The 24,180-nt window shown below is 70.1% G+C and carries 16 protein-coding genes and 1 tRNA gene; 15 read left to right on the forward strand and 2 right to left on the reverse strand.

Features of this window, described 5'->3' with window-relative positions; translation table 11 throughout:
- Positions 1–165: 165 nt before the first annotated feature.
- The 11 genes from gltB (at position 166) to ABD194_RS04920 (ending at position 14,700) form a co-directional block, all read left to right on the forward strand.
- Complete coding sequence (gene gltB, locus ABD194_RS04870; RefSeq protein WP_343988508.1) at positions 166–4,731, forward strand: glutamate synthase large subunit; 4,566 nt, start codon at positions 166–168, stop codon at positions 4,729–4,731.
- The gene (locus ABD194_RS04875) at positions 4,724–6,181 is read left to right on the forward strand and encodes a glutamate synthase subunit beta (RefSeq protein ID WP_343988511.1); all 1,458 of its coding nucleotides are present in this window, start codon (positions 4,724–4,726) and stop codon (positions 6,179–6,181) included. The genes gltB and ABD194_RS04875 overlap by 8 nt, the downstream gene beginning before the upstream one ends.
- Positions 6,182–6,344: 163 nt before the next feature.
- On the forward strand, positions 6,345–7,802 hold the full coding sequence (gene pyk, locus ABD194_RS04880) for a pyruvate kinase (RefSeq protein WP_343988514.1): 1,458 nt from the start codon (positions 6,345–6,347) through the stop codon (positions 7,800–7,802).
- Positions 7,803–7,947: 145 nt separating this feature from the next.
- Positions 7,948–8,033 (forward strand) — tRNA-Leu (locus ABD194_RS04885).
- A gap of 86 nt (positions 8,034–8,119) precedes the next feature.
- Positions 8,120–8,818, forward strand: a complete 699-nt coding sequence (locus ABD194_RS04890; RefSeq protein WP_425579949.1) for an ANTAR domain-containing response regulator — start codon at positions 8,120–8,122, stop codon at positions 8,816–8,818.
- Positions 8,819–8,971: 153 nt separating this feature from the next.
- Positions 8,972–10,114 (forward strand): branched-chain amino acid ABC transporter substrate-binding protein, encoded by a 1,143-nt coding sequence (locus ABD194_RS04895; protein ID WP_343988516.1) that lies wholly within the window; start codon positions 8,972–8,974, stop codon positions 10,112–10,114.
- 108 nt (positions 10,115–10,222) lie between these two features.
- A complete protein-coding gene (locus tag ABD194_RS04900; RefSeq protein ID WP_343988519.1) occupies positions 10,223–11,212 on the forward strand; it encodes a branched-chain amino acid ABC transporter permease in 990 nt (329 codons plus the stop codon).
- Positions 11,209–12,360: a branched-chain amino acid ABC transporter permease gene (locus ABD194_RS04905; protein ID WP_343988522.1), complete on the forward strand. Its 1,152-nt coding sequence runs from the start codon at positions 11,209–11,211 to the stop codon at positions 12,358–12,360. The genes ABD194_RS04900 and ABD194_RS04905 overlap by 4 nt, the downstream gene beginning before the upstream one ends.
- On the forward strand, positions 12,353–13,237 hold the full coding sequence (locus tag ABD194_RS04910; protein WP_343988525.1) for an ABC transporter ATP-binding protein: 885 nt from the start codon (positions 12,353–12,355) through the stop codon (positions 13,235–13,237). The genes ABD194_RS04905 and ABD194_RS04910 overlap by 8 nt, the downstream gene beginning before the upstream one ends.
- Positions 13,227–13,946 (forward strand): ABC transporter ATP-binding protein, encoded by a 720-nt coding sequence (locus ABD194_RS04915; RefSeq protein ID WP_343988528.1) that lies wholly within the window; start codon positions 13,227–13,229, stop codon positions 13,944–13,946. Before ABD194_RS04910 ends, ABD194_RS04915 begins: the two co-directional genes overlap by 11 nt.
- 172 nt (positions 13,947–14,118) lie before the next feature.
- Positions 14,119–14,700: a GNAT family N-acetyltransferase gene (locus ABD194_RS04920; protein WP_343988531.1), complete on the forward strand. Its 582-nt coding sequence runs from the start codon at positions 14,119–14,121 to the stop codon at positions 14,698–14,700.
- 61 nt (positions 14,701–14,761) lie between these two features.
- On the opposite strand, the gene ABD194_RS04925 is transcribed toward ABD194_RS04920, so the two are convergent.
- A complete protein-coding gene (locus ABD194_RS04925) occupies positions 14,762–15,220 on the reverse strand; it encodes a PaaI family thioesterase (protein ID WP_425579950.1) in 459 nt (152 codons plus the stop codon).
- Between the two features lie 112 nt (positions 15,221–15,332).
- Between ABD194_RS04925 and polA the strand changes: the two genes are divergently transcribed.
- The 3 genes from polA (at position 15,333) to ABD194_RS04940 (ending at position 21,519) form a co-directional block, all read left to right on the forward strand.
- Positions 15,333–18,008, forward strand: a complete 2,676-nt coding sequence (polA, locus tag ABD194_RS04930) for a DNA polymerase I (protein ID WP_343988534.1) — start codon at positions 15,333–15,335, stop codon at positions 18,006–18,008.
- Positions 18,009–18,214: 206 nt separating this feature from the next.
- Entirely contained in the window at positions 18,215–18,814 is a 600-nt protein-coding gene (locus tag ABD194_RS04935) for a hypothetical protein (protein ID WP_343988537.1), read from the forward strand.
- On the forward strand, positions 18,811–21,519 hold the full coding sequence (locus tag ABD194_RS04940; protein WP_343988540.1) for a hypothetical protein: 2,709 nt from the start codon (positions 18,811–18,813) through the stop codon (positions 21,517–21,519). The genes ABD194_RS04935 and ABD194_RS04940 overlap by 4 nt, the downstream gene beginning before the upstream one ends.
- A gap of 137 nt (positions 21,520–21,656) precedes the next feature.
- On the opposite strand, the gene ABD194_RS04945 is transcribed toward ABD194_RS04940, so the two are convergent.
- Positions 21,657–22,466 (reverse strand): class I SAM-dependent methyltransferase, encoded by an 810-nt coding sequence (locus tag ABD194_RS04945; RefSeq protein WP_343988542.1) that lies wholly within the window; start codon positions 22,464–22,466, stop codon positions 21,657–21,659.
- A 170-nt stretch (positions 22,467–22,636) separates the two neighbouring features.
- Between ABD194_RS04945 and rpsA the strand changes: the two genes are divergently transcribed.
- Positions 22,637–24,148, forward strand: a complete 1,512-nt coding sequence (gene rpsA / locus ABD194_RS04950; protein ID WP_343988545.1) for a 30S ribosomal protein S1 — start codon at positions 22,637–22,639, stop codon at positions 24,146–24,148.
- Positions 24,149–24,180: the final 32 nt, after the last annotated feature.

Below are 24,180 nucleotides of genomic sequence, written 5' to 3' on the forward strand. Positions count from 1 at the left end.
ACGAAGTCTCAGCATTCGGAATCCGCCGTATCAGTAGGTAGGACGAGCGGTCTCTCCGATATCGTCGAGCGCAACGCCTGTGGCCAGTGCCGTCCACATGCCCAAGTCATGTCGTGTGGCCCTGTCGCGGTCGCCCGCCTGGGACCCAGCAGAAGGACGGTGAAGATGCCGCCGCTCACCCGCACACGTGCCCTCTTCAGTGCGCACCCGGAAGACTCCGGCCTCTACCGCCGCGAGCACGAGCACGACGCCTGTGGCGTCGCGATGGTCGCGACGATGCGGGGGAGCGCGGGGCACGACATCGTCGACCACGCCCTGACCGCACTGCGCAACCTCGACCACCGGGGCGCCACCGGAGCCGACCCGTCGGTCGGCGACGGCGCCGGCATCCTCACGCAGATCCCCGACGCGTTCTTCCGTGCGACCGTGCCCTTCACGCTGCCCAACAACGGGGCGTATGCCGCCGGCCTCGCCTTCCTGCCTCGCGACGCGGACGAGTGCGCCGCCGCCAAGGCGCGCATCGAGGAGCTCGCGGTCGCCGAGAACCTCAAGGTCCTCGGCTGGCGGGAGGTGCCCGTCGAGGCCGAGCTCGTCGGTGCCGTCGCGCAGCAGTGCATGCCGCACTTCGAGCAGCTCTTCGTCAGCAGCTCGATCGGCCGGCAGGTGGCGCTGGGCCTCGACCGGCTCGCGTTCTGCCTGCGCAAGCGGGCCGAGCACGAGCTGAACGTCTACTTCGCCTCGCTGAGCTCGCGCACACTCGTCTACAAGGGCATGCTCACCACCGGGCAGCTCGAGCCCTTCTTCCCCGACCTGTCCGACCCGCGGTTCGCGAGCGAGCTGGCCCTCGTGCACTCGCGCTTCTCGACCAACACCTTCCCGTCGTGGCCGCTCGCGCACCCGTACCGCTTCATCGCCCACAACGGCGAGATCAACACCGTCAAGGGCAACCGCAACTGGATGCACGCCCGCGAGAGCCTGCTGACCTCCGACATCATCCCCGGCGACCTCGAGCGGATCTTCCCGGTCTGCACGCCCGACGCCTCCGACTCGGCGAGCTTCGACGAGGTGCTCGAGCTGCTCCACCTCGGCGGCCGGTCGCTCCCGCACGCCGTGCTCATGATGATTCCCGAGGCGTGGGAGAACCACGCCACGATGGACCCCGCCCGCAAGGCGTTCTACGAGTTCCACTCGACGTTCATGGAGCCGTGGGACGGCCCGGCCAACGTCTGCTTCAGCGACGGCACCCTCGTCGGCGCGGTCCTCGACCGCAACGGCCTGCGGCCGGGCCGCTACACCGTCACGAGCGACGGCCTCGTCGTGCTGGCATCGGAGTCCGGGGTGCTCGACCTCGACCCTGCGACCATCGTCCAGCGCGGGCGCCTGCAGCCCGGGAAGATGTTCCTGGTCGACACCGAGCACGGCCGCATCGTCGGCGACGAGGAGATCAAGAGCCAGCTCGCCGCTGCCAAGCCGTACGCCGAGTGGCTCCACGCGGGCCTCATCCACCTCGAGGACCTCCCGGAGCGCGAGCACATCGTGCACACGGCCGCGTCCGTGGCCCGGCGCCAGCAGACCTTCGGCTACACCACCGAGGAGCTGCGGATCCTCCTGACGCCGATGGCGCGATCCGGCGGCGAGGCCCTCGGCTCGATGGGCACCGACACGCCCATCGCCGTGCTGTCGTCGCGGCCGCGGCTGCTCTTCGACTACTTCACCCAGCTCTTCGCGCAGGTGACCAACCCGCCGCTCGACGCGATCCGTGAGGAGCTCGTCACCTCGCTCGGGACCTACATGGGTCCTGAGGGCAACGCCCTGTCGGCCTCGCCGTCGCACGCGCGCCAGCTCGTCCTCGACTTCCCGGTCATCGACAACGACGAGCTCGCCAAGATCGTGCACATCAATGCCGACGGCGACCTTCCCGGCTATGCCACCCACGTGGTGCGTGGGCTCTACGACGTCACGGGCGGTGCGGCGGCCATGCGCGACCGGCTCGAGGAGATCTTCGCCGAGGTGTCGCAGGCCATCACGCGCGGGGCGCGCTTCGTCGTGCTCTCGGACCGCGACTCGGGCCGGGACCTCGCGCCCATCCCGTCGCTGCTGCTCACCGCTGCGGTGCACCACCACCTCATCCGCGAGAAGACCCGCACCCAGGTGGGTCTGCTCGTCGAGGCGGGCGATGTGCGCGAGGTGCACCACGTGGCCCTGCTCATCGGCTTCGGTGCGGCGGCGGTCAACCCCTACCTCGCGATGGAGACCGTCGAGGACCTCGTGCGGGCCGGCGAGATCGAGGGGGTGACGTCCGAGAAGGCGGTCGCCAACCTCATCAAGGCCCTCGGCAAGGGCGTCCTGAAGGTCATGTCCAAGATGGGCATCTCCACGGTCGCCTCGTACCGTGGCGCCCAGGTCTTCGAGGCGATCGGCCTCTCGCAGGCGCTCGTCGACCGCTACTTCACCGGCACGGTGAGCCAGCTCGGTGGTGTCGGTCTCGACGTCATCGCCCGGGAGACCGCCGAGCGCCACGCGCGGGCCTACCCGCCGGACGGCGTCCACCAGGCGCACCGCACCCTCGACGTCGGCGGCGAGTACCAGTGGCGCCGCGAGGGCGAGCCGCACCTGTTCGACCCCGAGACGGTCTTCCGCCTCCAGCACTCCACGCGCCAGCGCCGCTACGACATCTTCAAGCAGTACACCGGCCGCATCGACGACCAGAGCTCCCGCCTGATGACGCTGCGCGGCCTGATGGGCTTCAAGCCGACCGGGGTCACCGGGCGCCTGCCCGTGCCGGTCGAGGAGGTCGAGCCGGTCAGCGAGATCGTCAAGCGCTTCAACACCGGCGCGATGAGCTACGGGTCCATCTCGCAGGAGGCGCACGAGACCCTCGCCGTCGCGATGAACCGCCTCGGCGGCCGCTCCAACACCGGTGAGGGCGGCGAGGACGTCGACCGCCTCCTCGACCCCGAGCGTCGCTCGGCGGTCAAGCAGGTGGCGTCCGGTCGCTTCGGGGTGACGAGCCTCTACCTGACGCACTCCGACGACATCCAGATCAAGATGGCCCAGGGCGCCAAGCCCGGCGAGGGCGGCCAGCTGCCCGGCCACAAGGTCTACCCCTGGGTGGCCAAGACCAGGCACTCGACGCCGGGGGTCGGGCTCATCTCGCCGCCGCCGCACCACGACATCTACTCGATCGAGGACCTGGCGCAGCTGATCCACGACCTGAAGAACGCCAACCCCGGAGCTCGGATCCACGTCAAGCTCGTCTCCGAGATCGGCGTCGGCACGGTGGCGGCCGGCGTCTCGAAGGCGCACGCCGACGTCGTGCTCGTCTCCGGCCACGACGGCGGCACGGGCGCGAGCCCGCTCACCTCGCTCAAGCACGCCGGCGCCCCCTGGGAGCTCGGCCTCGCCGAGGCCCAGCAGACGCTCGTGCTCAACGGCCTGCGCGACCGCATCGTCGTCCAGGTCGACGGCCAGCTCAAGACCGGGCGCGACGTCGTCATCGCGGCGCTGCTCGGCGCCGAGGAGTTCGGCTTCGCCACCGCGCCGCTCGTCGTCTCCGGCTGCATCATGATGCGGGTCTGCCACCTCGACACCTGCCCGGTCGGCATCGCCACGCAGAACCCCGAGCTGCGGGCGCGTTTCTCCGGCAAGCCGGAGTTCGTCGAGACCTTCTTCGAGTACATCGCCCAGGAGGTGCGCGAGCACCTCGCCTACCTCGGCTTCCGCTCGATCGAGGAGGCCGTCGGACAGGTCAGCAGCCTGGACCTCGACAAGGCGATCGCGCACTGGAAGGCCTCGGGCCTCGACCTCAGCCCCATCCTCGCCGTTGCCGACAACCCGACCGGTGGCACCCTCCACCAGTCGGCACCGCAGGACCACGCCCTCGACAAGGCGCTCGACAACGAGCTGCTGAGCCGTGCCCTGCCCGCCATCGAGACCGGTGAGCAGGTGCGCACCCAGATCGCGGTCCGCAACGTCAACCGGACCGTCGGCACGATGCTCGGCCACCACGTCACCAAGGCGCACCCGCACGGGCTCGCCGACAACACCATCGAGCTGACCATGACCGGCTCCGGCGGCCAGTCCTTCGGGGCGTTCCTGCCGGCCGGGGTGACGATGCAGCTCTTCGGCGACGCCAACGACTACGTCGGCAAGGGGCTCTCCGGCGGCCGGGTCGTCGTGCGGCCGCACCGGGAGGCCACGCTCGTGGCCGAGGACAACGTCATCGGCGGCAACGTCATCGCCTACGGCGCCACCGCCGGGCAGCTCTTCCTGCGCGGCGTGGTCGGCGAGCGCTTCTGCGTGCGCAACTCGGGCGCCGAGGCCGTCGTCGAGGGGGTGGGCGACCACGGCTGCGAGTACATGACGGGCGGGGTCGCGGTCGTCCTCGGCCAGACCGGGCGCAACTTCGCCGCCGGGATGTCGGGCGGCGTGGCCTACGTGCTCGATCTCGACACCAGCCTCGTCAACCCGGAGATGGTCGACCTCCTGCCGCTGCGCGACCACGACGACGAGCGGCTTCGCGGCCTGCTCGAGGCCCACGCGCGGTGGACCGAGTCGCCGGTGGCCCGCGGCGTGCTCGACGAGTGGGCGGCGGCGCGCGAGCGGTTCACGCTCGTGCTGCCCCGCGACTACCAGCGAGTGCTCGACGTGCGGGCGCAGGCCGAGCAAGAGGGCCTCGACCTCGACGGACCCGAAGTGTGGAACCAGATCATGGAGGCTTCCCGTGGCTGACCCCCAGGGCTTTCTCACCACCCGCGAGCGCGAGCTCCCGGCCCGACGACCCGTCCCGGTGCGCATCCGGGACTGGAAGGAGGTCTACGAGGAGCAGCAGCTCGGACAGCTCCAGCGCCAGGCCGGCCGCTGCATGGACTGCGGCATCCCCTTCTGCCACTCGGGCTGCCCCCTCGGCAACCTCATCCCGGAGTGGAACAACTTCGCGTGGCGCGGCGACTGGTCCGACGCCATCGAGCGGCTGCACGCGACGAACAACTTCCCGGAGTTCACCGGGCGCCTGTGCCCCGCCCCGTGCGAGACGGCGTGCGTGCTGGGCATCAACCAGCCGGCCGTCACGATCAAGCAGGTCGAGGTGACGACGATCGAGCGGGCCTTCGACGAGGGACTGGTCACGCCGCTGCCACCGGAGCGCCTCTCGGGCAAGACGGTCGCCGTCGTGGGGTCCGGTCCGGCCGGCCTGGCCGCCGCGCAGCAGCTCACCCGGGCCGGTCACACCGTCGCCGTCTTCGAGCGGGCCGACAAGCCGGGCGGCCTGCTGCGCTACGGCATCCCCGAGTTCAAGATGGAGAAGTCGGTCCTCGACCGCCGGCTCGAGCAGATGACCGCCGAGGGCACCCGCTTCCGCAGCGGGGTCGACGTCGGCAGCGACATCACCGGCCGGCAGCTGCGCGACCGCTACGACGCCGTCGTCCTCGCGCTCGGCGCCACGGTGCCGCGCGACCTCGACGTGCCCGGACGGCGGCTCGGCGGCATCCACCAGGCGATGGACTACCTCCCGCAGGGCAACCGTGCGGCGCTCGGCGAGCAGGTGCAGGACCAGATCCTCGCCACCGGCAAGCACGTCGTCGTCATCGGCGGCGGCGACACCGGGGCCGACTGCATCGGCACCGCCCACCGCCAGGGTGCGGCCTCGGTCACGAGCCTCGAGATCATGCCGCAGCCGGGGGAGGAGCGGCCGGGCAGCCAGCCGTGGCCGACCTACCCGATGCTCTACCGCGTCGCCAGCGCCCACGAGGAGGGCGGCGAGCGCATCTATGCGGTCAGCACCACCGAGTTCGTCGGAGACGACGACGGCAACGTCGCCGCCCTGCGGCTGACCGAGGTGGAGATGGTCGACGGGAGGCTGTCGCCCAAGGAGGGGACCGAGCGCGAGATCCCGGCCCAGCTGGTGCTCTTCGCGATGGGCTTCCTCGGCCCGCAGCGCTCGGGTGTCGTCGACCAGCTCGGGGTCGCCCTGGACGCGCGCGGCAACGTCGAGCGCGACAAGACGTTCATGAGCTCGGTCCCGGGCGTCTTCGTGGCGGGCGACGCAGGGCGTGGCCAGTCGCTCATCGTCTGGGCCATCGCCGAGGGCCGCGCCGCGGCCGCCGGGGTGGACGCGTGGCTCACGGGCAGCAGCTCGCTGCCGCGCCCCATCGCGCCCACCGACCGGCCGCTCACCGTCTGACCCGCAGGGCCACCCGCCGTATGCCGTGTCGTCACCTGGGCGACACGGCATACGGGCATGATTTACCTTCGGAGACAGGGCAACTCGTGTCCCACGGCTCTGTCCCGTCCCAGCGGGCGAACCCCCGCGGTGACCCACGTCACAGCACCCATAAGGTGGACGCATGCGTCGCGCCAAGATCGTCTGCACCATCGGACCCAAGACCTCCTCGCCCACCCAGCTGCGCGCCCTCGTCGACGCCGGGATGGACGTCGCCCGGCTCAACCTCTCCCACGGCGACCACTCCGTTCACGAGCAGGTCTACCGCGACATCCGGGCCGCGGGTGACGCCTCCGGGCGCGCGGTCGGCATCCTCGTCGACCTGCAGGGCCCGAAGATCCGCACCGGCCGTTTCGCGTCCGGCCCGGTGACGCTGAGCCCCGGCCAGCGCTTCACCATCACGACCCGCGAGGTCGAGGGCGACGACAGCATCGTGGGCACGACGTATGCCGGCCTGCCGGGCGACGTGAGCCCCGGTGACGTCCTGCTCATCGACGACGGCAAGGTCATGCTCCGCGCCGTCGAGGTGACCGACACGGACGTGCTGACCGAGACCGTCATCGGCGGGCAGGTCAGCAACAACAAGGGCATCAACCTGCCGGGCGTGGCCGTGAGCGTCCCTGCACTGTCCGACAAGGACCGCGACGACCTGCGGTTCGCGATGCGGCTCGGCGTCGACATGATCGCCCTGTCCTTCGTGCGCTCGGCCGACGACATCGTCGACGTGCACGAGATCATGGACGAGTTCGGCGAGCGCATCCCCGTCATCGCCAAGGTCGAGAAGCCACAGGCGGTCGAGAACCTCGAGGGGATCGTCGCCGCCTTCGACGGCATCATGGTCGCCCGCGGCGACCTCGGCGTGGAGATGCCGCTCGAGGACGTCCCGCTCGTGCAGAAGCGCGCCATCGAGCTCTCCCGCCGGGAGGCCAAGCCGGTGATCGTCGCCACCCAGGTGCTCGAGTCGATGATCGAGAACCCGCGGCCGACCCGGGCAGAGGCGTCCGACGCCGCCAACGCGGTGCTCGACGGCGCCGACGCGCTGATGCTGTCCGGCGAGACCTCCGTCGGCGCGTGGCCCATCGACGCCGTGCGCACCATGGCCCGCATCATCGAGTCCACCGAGGTGCACGGCTACGACAAGATCGCGCCGATGCCGACGAACCCCAAGACCGTCGGTGGAGCCGTCACCAAGGCCGCCGTGGAGATCGGCGACGTCGTCGGGGCCAGGTTCCTCATCACCTTCACCGAGACGGGCGGCTCGGCCACCCGGATGGCGCGCATCCGCCCGCGGCTGCCCATGCTGGCCTTCACGTCCGAGCCCCGGGTCCGCTCGCAGCTCGCCCTGGTCTGGGGCATCGAGACCTACCTGGTCCCTCGCATGCACCACACCGACCAGTTCGCCATGCAGGTCGACCTCAAGCTCATCCCCGAGGGGCGGGTGGTCGAGGGGGAGCGCGTCGTCATCGTCGCCGGTTCGCCTCCCGGCATCCCCGGGTCGACGAACGCGCTGCGCGTGCACCGCGTCGGCGACGCGGTGAACCGTGCCGCCCCGGCCTACCGGCCGGAGGAGGTCACGAGCTGACGGCTCGTCACGCGGGGTCCGGCAGGGGCGTCGGGAACGACTGAGGACGCGCCGCGGGCGATGGACCGGTATGCCGTCGCGTGGCTCGACGGCATACCTGCGCTCTCGTGCCAGCGTGCGCCGGTATGCTGGCGCGCGCACTCCGGCCGGGGTGGTGGAATGGCAGACACGGGGCACTCAAAATGCTCTGGCCGAAAGGTCGTGCGGGTTCGAGTCCCGCCCTCGGCACCAGAAGAGCCCTGCCGACATGGGATGGGAGCGGGAGCCCATGGCATTCCCGTCCCGAAACGCGCCGGAAACGAGCCCCCGGATAGGCTTTGCCCGTGAGCACCGAGAGCACCGACGAGAGCACCACGCCGAAGCCGACCCCCGCGACCGCGGCCGCCGCCGCGCCCCAGGCCGCCACAACGCCGCAGGCCGGCGCGACAGGCCCGGCCCCCGGCGCCACCCGCATCCTCGTCGCCGAGGACGAGGCGCTGATCCGTCTCGACCTCGTCGAGATGCTCGGTGAGCAGGGTTACGACGTGGTCGGCCAGGCCAGCAACGGCGAGCAGGCCGTCGAGCTCGCCAAGGAGGTCAAGCCCGACCTGGTGATCATGGACGTCAAGATGCCGGTGCTCGACGGGCTCTCGGCGGCGGAGCAGCTCCACGAGGCCAAGCTGTGCCCCGTCATAATGCTGACGGCCTTCTCGCAGACCGAGCTCGTCGAGCGGGCCCGCGACGCCGGCGTCATGGCCTACATCGTCAAGCCGTTCACCGCCGACGACCTGCGCCCCGCGATCGACATCGCCACCTCGCGCTGGCAGGAGCTCAAGGCCCTCGAGGCCGAGATCGCCGACCTCGGTGAGCGCCTCGAGACCCGCAAGCTGGTCGACCGCGCCAAGGGCGTGCTGATGAGCCAGCTCAAGCTCAGCGAGTCCGATGCGTTCCGGTGGATCCAGAAGACCGCGATGGATCGCCGCCTGGGGATGAAGGAGGTCGCCGAGGCCGTCATCAACGGCTTCCCGGCGTCCTGACCACTGACAGGCCGAGGCCCGTTGGCCAGCACGGACGCCCACAGGTCACGACACGGTCACTGATCGTGGCTTATTGATGACCCCGGCGCAGGTTACGGCCTAGTCTCCGTCACATCCCTCGACCGAGGGGCGTGTGATTTCAGGAGGACATCCGTGCGTTCTACCCTCAAGCTCGCTGTGCCGATCGCGGTCGCAGCGCTTGCCCTCGGCGCGTGTGGCACCAAGGGCGGCGAGACCTCGGCCGGCGGAGCCGGCGGCTCGGCGAAGGCGGCCTGCGACCAGAAGATCGGCATGTTCGGTGCCCTCACCGGGCCGAACGCCAACCTGGGCATCTACATCCAGAACGGCGTCAACCTGGCTCTCGACGACTACAACAAGAAGCACGCCGACTGCAAGGTCACCCTCGAGAACTACGACTCCCAGGGCGACCCGACCCAGGCGCCGGCCCTCGCCAAGAAGGCCATCGACGACAAGAAGGTCGTCGGCATCGTCGGTCCCGCCTTCTCGGGCGAGTCCAAGGCGGCCGACCCGGCGTTCAACGAGGCCGGTCTGGTCACGATCACCCCGTCGGCCACCAACCCCAAGCTCGCCGACAACGGGTGGAAGACCTTCTTCCGCGTCCTCGGCAACGACGCCACGCAGGGCCCGGCTGCCGCGAAGTACATCAAGGACACGCTGAAGGCCAACAAGCCGTTCGTCATCGACGACGCCTCCGAGTACGGCAAGGGACTGGCCGACATCGTCCGCCAGGACCTCGGTTCGGCCGTCGTCGGCAACGACACCGTCCAGCAGAAGCAGACCGACTTCAGCGCCTCGGTCACGAAGGTGAAGTCCTCCGGCGCCGACGCCCTCTTCTACGGTGGTTACGCCCCGGAGGCGGCCCCGCTGGTCAAGCAGCTGCGCGACGCCGGCTGGAAGGGCACGTTCGTGGCCGCCGACGGTGTCAAGGACCAGTCCTTCATCGACAACGCCGGCCCCGCGGCCGACGGTGCGATCGTGACCTGCCCGTGCGTGCCGGCCGACATCGCGCCGGACTTCGCGAAGGCGTACAAGGCGAAGTACAACCAGGACCCCAACACCTACTCGGGTGAGGGCTACGACGCCGCGACGATCCTGCTCGACGGCATCGCCGCCGGCAAGGACCGCAGCAGCATGATCGACTTCGTCAAGTCCTACGACAAGAAGGGTGTGACGAAGCAGCTGAAGTTCGACGCCAAGGGCGAGTCGTCGGACATCAAGGTCTTCGCCTACACGGTGCAGGGCGGGAAGTTCGTGTCCGCCGGAGAGATCAAGTAGGCCAGTCGTTCTCGTCGGGGGCGGTCGGAGCGATGCGCTCCGACCGCCCCTCGTCCGACCGGACCACGATGCGACCCCGCTCACCGCACCCGGCCCAGGAGGTCTTGGATGCAGTACCTGTTTGACAACTTCTTCTCGCTGACGATCACCGGGCTCACCCTCGGCGCGGTCTACGCCCTCGTCGCCCTCGGCTACACGCTCGTCTACGGCGTGCTGCGCCTCATCAACTTCGCGCACTCCGAGGTGTTCATGTACGGCACCTTCGCCTCGCTGTGGATCGTCACGCTCCTCGGCGCCCACGCGGGCGGCAGCGTCGGCCAGGTGATCTTCTGGATCGCCATGATGTTCGTGGCGGCCATGGCGATGTCGGGCATCATCGCGGTGCTCCTCGAACGCGTTGCCTACCGCCCGCTGCGCAAGCGCAACGCCCCGCCGCTGATCGCGCTCATCTCGGCGATCGGCGCGTCCTTCGTCCTGTCCGAGCTGATGGGTCTGCGTGAGCGGATCGTCAGCTGGTTCGGGCTCGGCACCACTCTGCGTCCGTACGTCGCCAACTCGCGCAACAACGTCGGTATGCCGGAGATCATGCACCCGCAGCCCGTGTTCACCCTGGGTGACTACGCCGTCACCAACGTCGACATCTTCGTCATCGTCGGCGCCATCGCGATCATGGTGGTCCTCGACCAGTTCGTGCGGCGCTCGCGCCTGGGCCGCGGCATCCGGGCCGTCGCCATGGACCCGGAGGCGGCCGCCCTGATGGGCGTCAACCGTGACCGGGTCATCCAGGTCACCTTCCTCACGGGCGGTGTCATGGCCGGCGCCGCGGCCGTCTTCTACATGCTGAAGATCGGCATCACCCGCTATGACGTCGGCTTCATCCTCGGCGTCAAGGCGTTCACTGCCGCGGTCCTCGGCGGGATCGGCAACCTGCGCGGAGCGTTGCTCGGTGGCTTCGTGCTCGGCCTCGCCGAGAACTACGGCTCCGCCCTCGTGGGCACGCAGTGGAAGGACGTCGTCGCGTTCGTCCTGCTCGTGCTCATCCTCCTCTTCCGACCCACTGGACTGCTCGGTGAGTCCCTCGGAAAGGCGCGCGCATGAGTACCGCCACTCCTGCGGCCGGCTCGGCCGCCACCACCCGACGTCCCAGCTTCCGCAACCGGGTCAACTCGCTTCCCAAGGGCGTCAAGATCGCCCTCTGGGTGCTGTTCGCGATCTTCCTGTTCCTGCTGCCGGTGCTGAACATCCCGTTCGTCACCACGGAGGGGTCCGACTTCGGTGGCGTGCTCTTCACCGTCTCGACGTACGTCCTCGTGGCTCTCGGCCTCAACATCGTCGTCGGGTATGCCGGCCTGCTCGACCTCGGCTACGTCGGCTTCTACGCGATCGGCGCCTACACCGTCGGCGTGCTCAGCTCCCAGCACGCCAACCTGTCGTGGATCGTCGTCGTGCCCATCGCGATCGCGGCGGCCATGGTCTCCGGCATCATCCTGGGCGCCCCGACCCTACGGGTGCGCGGCGACTACCTCGCCATCGTCACCCTCGGGTTCGGCGAGATCGTGCGCCTGTGCCTGGTCAACTCGCAGTGGCTCGGCGGCGCCCAAGGCATCTCGGACATCCCGAAGCCGCCGAGCGCCGGGCTCTTCGAGGTGCCCAGCCTCGACTGGAGCAGCGGTGCCCCGGTGGTCGACCTCGGCACGACGTCGACCTTCCTCAAGTTCGGGATCACCGACTTCGTGCCGTACTACTGGCTCGGCCTCATCGTCATCGGCCTCGTCCTGCTCTTCGACATCCTCGTCAAGAACAGCCGAGTGGGCCGGGCGTGGGAGGCGACGCGTGAGGACGAGGACGCCGCGGAGCTGATGGGCGTGCCCACGTTCCGGTTCAAGCTGCTCGCGTTCGCGCTCGGTGCCGCGATCGGTGGTCTCTCCGGGGCGCTCTTCGCCACGAAGGCGGGCTTCATCTCGCCCGACAACTTCATCCTGCTGCTGTCGATCCTCTTTCTCGCGGCCGTCGTCGTCGGTGGCGCCGGCAACCGCTGGGGCGTCATCGTCGGCGCGATCGTCGTCGGGTACTTCCCGGAGCGTTTCCGTGACTTCGCGGACTTCCGGGTGCTGGTCTTCGGCCTCGCACTGATGCTGCTCGCGATCTTCCGGCCGCAGGGCCTGCTGCCGCCGCGGCGCACGGTCCGCGCCAAGCACGCGGACGCCAGGGAAGCCGTCCTCGAGGAAGGAGACGCCAATGTCTGAGCCGGTTCAGGCGCAGGAGCCCCTGCACGCCGAGGAGGCCACCGACATCAACCCCGACGTCGACATCGCACCGGCCGACATCGGCGTGCCGGTCGTCCCGGAGGGGGAGCGGCTGCTCGAGGTCGACACGGTGACGCTCCGCTTCGGCGGTGTGGTCGCCCTCAACGAGGTCAGCTTCCACATCAACAAGGGCGAGATCCTCGGCCTCATCGGGCCCAACGGCGCCGGCAAGACGACGTGCTTCAACGTCATGACCGGCGTCTACCAGCCCACCTCCGGCGCGGTGCGCTACCTCGGCGAGCCGCTGGGCAAGCGCAAGAAGTTCGAGATCACCAAGCTCGGCATCGCGCGCACGTTCCAGAACATCCGGTTGTTCGCCAACATGACGGCGCTGGAGAACGTCCTCGTCGGTGTCGATGCGCACCACACGACGGGCGTCGGCTCGGCGATGTTCCGCCTGCCCAAGCACCGCCGCGAGGAGGCGGAGGGCTACGAGCGCGCCATGGAGCTGCTGACCTTCATGGGGCTCGAGCGCAAGGCCGACGAGCTGGCGCGCAACCTGCCCTACGGTGACCAGCGCCGGCTGGAGATCGCGCGGGCCCTGGCCACCAGCCCCCAGCTGCTCTGCCTCGACGAGCCGGCCGCCGGCTTCAACCCGGCGGAGAAGGCCAAGCTGATGGAGCTCATCCGCACCATCCGCGACCAGGGCTACACGGTCCTGCTCATCGAGCACGACATGAAGCTCGTCATGGGCGTGACCGACCGGATCGTCGTGCTCGAGTTCGGCCGCAAGATCGCCGAGGGCTCACCCGCCGAGATCCGCGACAACCCGGCGGTCGTCGCCGCCTACCTAGGAGTTGACGAAGATGCTTCTTGAGGTCAACGGGCTCTGCGTCAACTACGGGCGCATCGAGGCCATCCGCGACATCACCTTCACCGTCGAGGAGGGCGAGATCGTCACCCTCATCGGCGCCAACGGGGCAGGCAAGACCACCACGATGAAGACCGTCTCCGGGCTCCGTCCGGTGCGGGCGGGCACCGTGAAGTTCGACGGCAAGGACATCACGCAGACGCCGTCGCACGAGCGGCCGGTCCTCGGCATCTCGCAGTCGCCGGAGGGCCGGGGCTGCTTCGTCGGCATGACGGTGATGGAGAACCTCGAGATGGGCACCTACGCCCGCCCGGACCGCAAGACCAAGGCCGTCAAGGACGACCTCGAGCGGGTCTTCGAGCTCTTCCCGCGGCTCAAGGAGCGCAGCAACCAGGCGGCGGGCTCCATGTCGGGTGGCGAGCAGCAGATGCTGGCGATGGGTCGCGCGCTCATGGCCAAGCCGAGGCTGCTGCTGCTCGACGAGCCGTCGATGGGGCTCGCGCCCAAGCTCATCCAGCAGATCTTCGACATCGTCACGGAGATCAACAGCCAAGGCACGACGGTGCTGCTCGTCGAGCAGAACGCGGCGCAGGCGCTCAAGCGCTCGCACCGTGCCTACATCCTCGAGACGGGCGAGATCGTCCGCGAGGGGTCCGGCAAGGAGCTCGCCGACGACCCGGCCGTCAAGGCCGCCTACCTCGGCGGCGACGTGTAGGAGCCGCGCTGCGCGCACGGCGCACAGGCGATACGGAATCCGAAGGTGGGGTGTCCCGACGACGTCGGGATGCCCCATCCTCGCTTGGGGATACCTGCTGCTTCCTCTTCCGCCGGAGGCTCTATGGTCGTAGTGTTCGCCGGGTGACCTCGGGGCTGGAACAGGAGGGATGATGGGTCGAGCAGTGGTTTCGGTGCAACGGGTCGACGAGGGCCTGCACCCGCAGTTCATCGAGCTGTGGATCGCGCACCGGGTCGAGGGTGGCACCACACCTGAGGCGGCACAGCGTCTGGCACTGGACGGGACATTGCGAAACGCCTTGACCCGCAACGACATCTGCGCGTTCATCGCGTTCGTCGACGATCGGCCGGCCGGCTACGTCGTGCTCGCCGACTCCACCCGCAGCCTGCTGGTCGACTCGCCGTGCGTCTCCATCGACATGCTCTTCGTCCACTCGGAGCTGCGCCGTCAGGGCGTCGGGCGCGCCCTGCTGACGGCCGCCAGCCGCTACGCCGACCGTCAGGGCTGCGACCACCTGGCCAGTGCGGTTCCCGCAGGTGACCGCGACGCCAACCGCTTCTTCGCCCGACTGGGCTTCGCTCCCGAGACCGTGCGCCGGGTCGCGTCGGCCGCCACGCTCCAGCGCAAGCTGGCGGGTGAGCCGCGCTCACAGCGCGTGTCGCTCGACCTGCTCCAGCGACGCCGCGACCTGCGTGCGCGGGCGCCGCGGCACGACCCCAAGATCGCCGGCTGACGGGCTCGTCCGAGGCCCGGGCCGAGGAGTGCTCCGCCCGGGCCCGTGCCGTGGGCTCGGCTCAGGCCCCCGGGGCGGCGTCGCGCAGCAGGCAGGTGATCCGGGAGGTGCAGATGCGCCTGCCGTCCGCATCGGTGATGACCACGTCGTAGCTCACGAGCGTCCGGCCGGCGCTCAGCAGGGTCGCCGTGCCCGTGACCGTGCCCGTACGGGCGGCGCGGTGGTGCGTGGCGTTGATGTCGAGCCCGACGGCGACACGGCCGACTCCCGCATGGAGCTGGGCACCGATGGAGCCGAGCGTCTCGGCGAGCACGACGCTGGCCCCTCCGTGGAGCAGGCCGTAGGGCTGGGTGTTGCCCGCCACCGGCATCGTGGCCACGAGGCGCTCGGGGGAGACCTCCGTCAGCTCGATGTGCATCCGCTCGAGCAGGGTGCCGGCCGCCATCGAGCGCATGCTTTCGAGGGTCTGCCCGGTCGGCTGCGTCGCTGAGTCGGTCGAGGAGTCAGTCGATGAAGTCATGGGCGCGATCGTATGCCGCGGGGCCGGGTGCCCGCGTGCGGCAGCGCGCGACCTCGGGTGCCATCGAGAGGTGTGGCCAAGCGGTGTCCGCGCCCGCCACTAGGCTTCCGGTGTGAGCCGACTTCTCCTCCTCGACGGACACTCGCTGGCCTACCGCGCGTTCTTCGCGCTGCCTGCCGAGAACTTCTCGACCAGCACCGGCCAGCACACCAACGCCGTCTACGGCTTCACCTCGATGCTGATCAACATGCTGCGCGACGAGGAGCCCACGCACGTGGCGGTGGCCTTCGACAAGGCGCGGCAGTCCTTCCGCACCGAGGAGTACTCCGAGTACAAGGCGGGCCGGGCCCGCACCCCTGACGAGTTCGCGGGGCAGATCCCGCTCGTCAAGGAGGTCCTCGACGCCTTGCGCATCAAGCACCTCGAGCTCGACGGCTACGAGGCCGACGACATCATCGCGACGATCGCCACGCAGGCCGAGGCCGCCGGCGTGGACACGCTCATCTGCTCGGGCGACCGGGACACGTTCCAGCTCGTGTCCGACAGGGTCATGATCCTCTACCCGGTCCGCGGCGTGTCCGAGGTCTGGCGGATGGGTCCGGCGCAGGTGCAGGAGAAGTACGGCGTCCCCCCGGGCCGCTACAGCGACCTCGCCGCCATGGTGGGCGAGACGTCCGACAACCTACCCGGCGTGCCGGGCGTCGGCCCCAAGACCGCCGCCAAGTGGATCACCCAGTACGGCGACCTCGACGGCATCGTGGCGAGCATCGACAAGATCACCGGCAAGGCCGGCCAGGCCCTGCGCGACCACCTCGACCAGGTGCTGCGCAACCGCCGGCTCAACCAGCTCGTCAAGGACAGCCCGGTCGGGTTCGAGATCGAGGACCTGCGCCGCAGCCAGTGGAGCCGCGAGGAGGTCCACACCGTCTTCGACGGCCTCGAGTTCCGGGTGCTGCGCGACCGACTGTTCGCCACCGTCGAGGCGGCCGCGCCCGAGGCCGAGGAGGGCTTCGACGTCGACGGTGCGGTCCTGACGCCCGAGCAGGTCCCTTCGTGGGTGGCCGAGCGCCTCGCGTCCGACCAGCGCGCGGGCCTGTCGGTCATGGGCACGTGGGCGCGGGGCACCGGCGACGCCACGGCCCTGGCCGTCGCAGCGGGCGACGGCAGCGCCGCGTGGATCGACCTGCAGACGCTGACGCCCGAGGGTGAGGCCGTGGTCGGCGGCTGGCTCGAGGACCCCTCCCGTCCGAAGGCGATGCACGACGCCAAGGGCCCGGTCGAGGCCCTCGGCGCGCGGGGCTGGTGGGTGCAGGGGCTCACGAGCGACACCCAACTCGCGGCCTACCTCGTCAAACCCGACCAGCGCACCTACCACCTCGACGACCTCGTGCTGCGCAACCTGCGGCGCGAGCTGAGCGGCGCCGCCCCGACCGACGGCCAGGGGATGCTCGACTTCGGCGGCGACGCCGACGAGCAGGCGGCCCACAAGGAGATGGTGCGGGCCACCGCGGTGCGCGACCTCGCCGACGTGCTCGACGAGCAGGTGGCGGCCACCGGCGGCGCCCAGCTGCTCGCCGAGGTCGAGATCCCCCTCGTCGACGTGCTGGCGCGGATGGAGCGCACCGGCATCGCCGTCGACGTCGAGGGCCTCGACGCGCTCGAGGGTGACTTCGCGGCCAAGGTGGCCGAGGCGCAGCAGGACGCCTGGGACGCCATCGGCGGCGAGCAGATCAACCTCGGCTCCCCCAAGCAGCTCCAGGAGGTGCTCTTCGGCACCCTCGCCATGCCGAAGACGAAGAAGACCAAGACCGGCTGGACCACCGACGCCGACGCGCTGGGCGACCTCTTCGCCAAGACCCAGCACCCCTTCCTCGAGGCGCTGCTACGTCACCGTGACGCCGCGCGGCTGCGGGTCACGGTCGAGGGGCTGCAGAAGTCGGTGGCCGACGACGGCCGGATCCACACGACCTACCTGCAGACCATCGCGGCGACGGGCCGCCTCAGCTCCACCGAGCCCAACCTCCAGAACGTCCCGATCCGCACGGAGGAGGGGCGCCGCATCCGCGAGCTCTTCGTCGTCGGTGACGGCTACGACGCGCTCATGTCGGCCGACTACTCCCAGATCGAGATGCGGGTCATGGCGCACCTGTCCGGCGACGAGGGCCTCATCGAGGCGTTCCGCACGGGCGAGGACCTCCACAGCTTCGTCGGCTCGAAGGTCTTCGGCGTCGAGCCGGAGCAGGTGACGCCCGCGATGCGTTCGAAGGTCAAGGCGATGTCCTACGGCCTCGCCTACGGCCTGTCCGCCTTCGGGCTCTCCAAGCAGCTGACCATCAGCACCGAGGAGGCACGGGGCCTGATGGAGGGCTACTTCGAGCGGTTCGGCGGTGTCAGCGACTACCTCCGGGAGGTCGTCGCCGAGGCGCGCGGCACCGGCTACACCGCGACGATGTTCGGCCGCCGGCGCTACCTGCCCGACCTGACGTCCGACAACCGCCAGCGCCGCGAGATGGCCGAGCGGATGGCGCTCAACGCGCCGATCCAGGGGTCGGCTGCCGACATCATGAAGGTGGCGATGATCGGGGTCGACCGGGCCCTCCTCGCCGCGGGGGCGAAGTCACGCATCCTGCTCCAGGTCCACGACGAGCTCGTCCTCGAGGTGGCGACCGGGGAGCGCGACGACGTCGACAAGCTCGTCCGCCACGAGATGGGCCACGCCGCCGAGCTGGACGTGCCGCTCGACATCAACGTCGGCGTCGGCCGGTCCTGGCACGACGCCGCCCACTGACGATGGGCTCGACGATCCCACGCAACAATCTGGGCTCGACCCTCATCCCTGCGTCAGCGCTATCCCGTCGTCGTGTCCACCAGGTCACGTTTCGGACACAGCTGCGGCGTTCGTGCCGTTTGTCGGACATGGCCGCGGTTCGTCTGCATACTGACCGGTAACTTGCACGCGTCGACGGAGACGGGTGCTTTTACTGTGAGGTGGACATGGTCAGAAGCCTGGTCACAGGTCTGTGTCTCGCCGTCTTCGCGGCGGTCATCATCGGACTGAGCAACGTTCTCGGTCTCGACCTCGAGCACGTCGCCCTGCTGGGCGCAGCTCTCGGTGGGGTGCTGGCTCTCGTGCCGCACCGTCCGGCCTGGGGGAAGCCGGCCGGCTTCCTCGCGGGGTTCCTGCTCGCCTGGCTGGGCTTCGCGATGCGCGCCGCCTGGCTGCCGGACTCGTCCGGCGGACGCGCCGTCGCGGCCTTCCTCGTCGTCGCCCTCATGGCTGTCGTCGCGGCGGTCACCGGTGGGCGCCTCCCGCTGTGGAGCGGTCTGGTCGGTGCTGCCTCGATCGTGGGGTCCTACGAGTCCGTCTACACCAACGCGCCGTCGCAGTTCCTCAGCGAGTCACCGGCAGCCGCCACGACGGTGCTCCTGGCCGTCGGCCTCGGCTACCTGGCCGTGAACCTCCTTGCGCCGCAAGGTGCTCCGGCACGATCGGGGTCACGTCGGCGCCGGCCTTCCGAGGCGCCTGACGAGTCCGCCGCGACCGGACGCCCTTCCACCACCATCGAAGACCTCGTGACCGGAGCAGCCTCGTGAGCAAGCGAACCCTCGCCACCGTCGTCGCCGGACTGGCGGCCATGCCCACCCTCCTGATGCTCGCGGCCGCGCCAGCAGCCGCGGCCACCGACGGGTCCGTGCAGGTCTCGAACACCGAGACCGTCCAGGCCTACCTGGACGCCACCGGAAAGGTGGACGTCGCCAGGGTCTACGAGCAGGTCGCCATGAAGGGGCGGGGGACCGTCGAGCTGGCCAATCCGGTGGAGACGCAGAACCTGCGCAACCTCGACGGCTTCAGCGGTTTCGACGTCAAGGACGGCGCCATGGTGGGCCGCTTCGACGTCGACGGCGAGCAGCGCCTGCGCAGCGTCAGCGACTTCACCAGGAAGCTGCCCCTCGAGGTCGAGGCCACCTACACGCTCGACGGGAAGCCGATCACGCCCGACGACGTGCTCGGCCGCAGCGGCCACCTCGAGGTGCGCTACACGGTCAAGAACGTCACGGGGCTCCCGAAGGTCGTGACCTTCGACGACGGCACCGGCCACAGCACCTCGGTCACCCAGAGCGTCGTCATCCCCATGGTCGGCTCGTTGGCGACCACGCTGCCCGACACCTTCACGAACGTCGCCTCCAAGGAGGCCGCCGTCGCCGGAGACGGCCACGGCGGCACGAAGCTGACCTTCACGATGACGCTCTTCGGTCCCATCGGGACGCCGACGGCGACCTTCGGCTACACCGCTGACATCGTCGCGGGCAGGGTCCCGAAGGCGACCGTCTCGGCACTGCCGGTCAGCCCGCTCGACAGCCCGTCGTTCAAGGGCGGCGCCGCCAGCTACAAGAGCGGTGCGACGACCGGCGGGACCCTCACGGTCGGCGCGACGGAGATCGACGCCAACCTGCTCAAGCTCCGCGACGGGGCGGGCACCCTGCTCGCCGGCCTGATCCAGCTGCGCGACGGTGCGAAGAAGCTCGACGCCGGCCTCGGCGCCCAGGCGCTCCCCGGCTCTCGCGACCTCGCGAGCGGGGCCGGTCAGCTCAAGGACGGCACGACGAAGCTCCGGTCCGGGGCTGAGGCGGCCAAGGACGGGTCGTCCCAGGTGGCCGGCGGCGCCGACCAGCTCGCCGATGGCGCCGGCCAGCTCGACGCTGGGGCTCGCAAGCTCAGTGCCGGAGCCACGCAGGTCGACGACGGCGCTGCCCAGGTGGCCGGCGGCCTGCACCAGCTCGATGACGGGGCTCCTGCGCTCGTGGACAACCTCGCGCTGGTCGCCGACGGGCTCGACAAGGTCGATGCCGGCCTCACGGAGCTCTACGACGGGGTGGGCGGGCTGCCCCAGCAGGCCAAGCCGCTCCACGCAGGCATCGCGAGGCTGCGCGCGGGTCTCGGCGCCAAGGGCCAGGACGGCACGCTCATCGACGGTGTCGACCAGGTCCGAGCTGCCCTTCAGGCGGCCACGGACAAGGACTCGAGTCTCGACCAGCTCGTGGGCGGCGTCGCGCAGGTCAGGGGCGGCGTGGCGAGTGTTCGCCAGGGTATCGGCAGCGCCACCGACGCCAAGACTCTCGTGGGCGGCGTCAGTGCGGTCCGATCGGGACTGGATGCGGCGCTTGCCCCGAAGGGTGGGATCGACCAGCTCGACGGAGGCGTCGCGATGGCGAAGGGTGCCGACTGCGGACCCGTGTGCCAGGCGGTCCTCGCGCAGGTCCAGTCCGGTCTGGGCGACCTTCGCACCAAGACCGGTGCGGCGTCGGACGGCCTCGGTCTCGTCCTCGGCGGGCTGGCCGATGCCGATTCGGGCCTGTCGAAGGTGTCCGGCGGGCTCGACACGGTCTCCGGCGGACTCGGGCTGCTCAAGGGCAAGCTGGGCGGTGCCGCCATGGGCCTCGCGAAGGTCGAGTGCGGGCTGAGCAACACCACCCTCGTCGGCATCTGCGACCCGAAGGTCCCCGGCCTGCTCGAGGGCGTCGACCTCGTCGACGGTGGCGTCACGCAGCTCGTCGACGGCGTCGTCACCACGGTCCAGAACGGCGTCGGCACGCCGACCGACCACGCCGAGGACGAGACCCTTCGCGGCGGGGTCAACGACCTCCAGTCGGGTGTGGGTCTCATCGGGCTCGGTGGCCTCGACCTCCTGGATGCCGTCGACCAGCTCACGACCGGCGCGGACCAGGTCCACAGCGGCACCTCACAGGTCGCATCGGGCGCCAAGGAGCTCGGCACGGGCGCCACGAAGCTCGCCGAGGGCTCGGGTGACCTCGCCACCGGCGCGGGGAAGCTCGACGACGGTGTCGGCCAGCTGGCGACCGGGGCGGGCCAGCTCGACGGCGGCGCCGGCAAGCTGAAGGACGGCGCGGGTCAGCTCGCCGGCGGGCTGGGCGACGCGGCCTCGGGGGCGAGCCAGATCTCGGCGGGCCTCGCCGACGCAGCGGCAGGAGCACCCCAGCTGCGCGACGGCGCACAGCAGCTGTCCGACGACGGCACGAAGAAGCTCGTCGCCGCCGGCAAGGCCACGGCCGCCGACTACGGCGAGAAGTACGCGCTCATCGAGGTCGGCGCCCAGCGGGCGAAGGCGGAGGGCATGGCATACGGGGCGCCCAAGGGAGCGGAGGGCGCGACGGCATACTCCTTCGAGCTCGCGGGCGTCGACGGCCAGGGCTCCGCGAACCTCGGGCGTGCCGCAGCCGCCGCCGGCGTGTTCGGACTCGCCGGAGGCTCGGTCCTGCTGCGGCGTCGCTTCCTCTGAGAGGTCGCCGACGGCCAGCACGACGGCCAGCACGACGGCCACGGACCGGAGCGTCCGTGGCCGTCGTCGTCGGTCCTGGTGGAGGGTCCGGGGCCAGAGCTCGCGCAGGGGCCGGGCCGGGCCTCGCTCCGAGTGGATCAGCCGGGCTTGTGGCAGACGAAGATCGCGGTGCCGGGGATGACGCGTCCGCGCAGGGGCGACCACCCACCCCAGGGCTCCTCGTGGCCCTCGGGCCACTCCGGCTCCACGAGGTCCACGAGCACGAGCCCGGCCGCTGCGATCTCGCGCACCCGGTCGCCCAGCGTGCGGTGGTGCTCCACGTAGGTCGCGCGGCCGTGCTCGTCCTGCTCGACGTAGGGGGTGCGGTCGAAGTACGAGTGGCGGACCTCGAGGCCGCCCGGTCCCGGGTCGTCGGGGAAGGCCCAGCGCATCGGATGGGTCGTCGAGAAGACGAACCGCCCGCCGGGCCGGAGCACACGCGCCGACTCGGTGAGCACGACGTCGGAGTCCGCGACGAACGGCACGACGCCGTATGCCGTGAAGACCGTGTCGAAGGACGCGTCGGCGAAGGGGAGCGACCGTCCGTCGCACTGGACGAACGGGACCCGCACCGCCGCGTCAAGGGCTCCGTTGACGGCGACGCCCGTGGCGACCATGCCCGCGGACAGGTCGGTGGCGACCACGGTCGCGCCATGGGCTGCCAGCCAGCGCGAGCACTGCCCCGAGCCGGCGCCGATCTCGAGGACGACCTGGCCACGCGGGTCGCCGAGCAGCTGCGCGTCCGCCTCGCGCAGCCGCTCGGGACCCCAGAGGAAGTCGGTGTCCCCGAGGAAGCGGCCGTGCTCGACGTAGTAGGAGCTCGCCTCGGCGTCCCACCAGGTGCGGTTCGCGGTGGCCGTCTCGGCGGGGGGAGCGGGGCGGCGGGTGGCTTCGCTGGGCGTGCTCACGGCATACGTCATCTCTTTTGACCGGGTGCGAAGGGCGCGGATAGGATTGCCGGGCACATCCGTGTGCACGAACACCGTTGAACCCGTCCACAAGGCATCGGGGCTCGAGCCGACAGGTCCGCAGCCGCGAGGTCCCCAAACTAACTGTCCACAATCGGAGTTCCTACTACATGACTGCCAACACGGTCGAGAAGACCGCGCCTGAGATCGCCATCAACGACATCGGCTCTCAGGAAGACATCCTTGCGGCGATCGACGCCACCATCAAGGACTTCAACGACGGCGACATCGTCGAGGGTCGCATCGTCAAGGTCGACCGGGACGAGGTCCTGCTCGACATCGGCTACAAGACCGAGGGCGTCATCCCCTCGCGTGAGCTGTCCATCAAGCACGACGTCGACCCGGGCGAGATCGTCAAGGTCGGTGACGAGGTCGAGGCCCTCGTCCTCCAGAAGGAGGACAAGGAAGGCCGTCTGATCCTGTCCAAGAAGCGTGCGCAGTACGAGCGCGCCTGGGGCACGATCGAGAAGGTCAAGGAGGAGGACGGCGTCGTCACCGGCACCGTCATCGAGGTCGTCAAGGGTGGTCTCATCCTCGACATCGGCCTCCGCGGCTTCCTGCCCGCCTCGCTCGTCGAGATGCGTCGCGTCCGCGACCTCCAGCCGTACGTCGGCAAGGAGATCGAGGCCAAGATCATCGAGCTCGACAAGAACCGCAACAACGTGGTCCTGTCGCGCCGTGCCTGGCTCGAGCAGACGCAGTCCGAGGTGCGCACGACGTTCCTCAAGGAGCTCCAGAAGGGCCAGGTCCGTTCGGGCGTCGTGTCCTCCATCGTCAACTTCGGTGCGTTCGTGGACCTCGGCGGCGTCGACGGTCTCGTGCACGTCTCGGAGCTGTCGTGGAAGCACATCGACCACCCGTCCGAGGTCGTCGAGGTCGGCAACGAGGTCACCGTCGAGGTGCTCGACGTCGACATGGACCGCGAGCGTGTCTCCCTGTCGCTGAAGGCGACGCAGGAGGACCCGTGGCAGCACTTCGCCCGCACCCACGCCATCGGCCAGGTCGTCCCGGGCAAGGTCACCAAGCTCGTCCCGTTCGGTGCGTTCGTGCGCGTCGAGGACGGCATCGAGGGCCTCGTGCACATCTCCGAGCTGGCCGAGCGCCACGTGGAGCTGCCGGAGCAGGTCGTCAACGTCGGTGACGAGATCTTCGTCAAGGTCATCGACATCGACCTCGAGCGCCGCCGCATCTCGCTGTCGCTCAAGCAGGCCAACGACCAGGCCGTCGCGGCGTCGGAGTTCGACCCGACCCTCTACGGCATGGCCGCCGAGTACGACGAGCAGGGCAACTACAAGTACCCCGAGGGCTTCGACCCGGAGACGAACGAGTGGCTCGAGGGCTTCGAGGCCCAGCGCGAGAAGTGGGAGCGTCAGTACGCCGAGGCCCACGCCCGCTGGGAGGCCCACAAGGCCCAGGTCGAGGCGGCGACGAAGGCCGACGCCGAGGCTGCCGCCAACGCCGGCTCCGCGACGTCCTACTCGTCCGCCACGGGTGACGTGGCCGACTCCGGTGAGTCCGACCGTGGCGAGCGTGCTCCGCGCAACGCCCCGGCGCCCGCCGAGGGCACCCTGGCTTCCGACGAGGCGCTCGCCGCGCTTCGCGAGAAGCTGACCGGCAACTGAGCCTCCACGCTCAGGGCTGAACGCCTGGGAGA

It is taken from the genome of Terrabacter terrae (assembly GCF_039529575.1).
Lineage (GTDB): Bacteria > Actinomycetota > Actinomycetes > Actinomycetales > Dermatophilaceae > Terrabacter > Terrabacter terrae.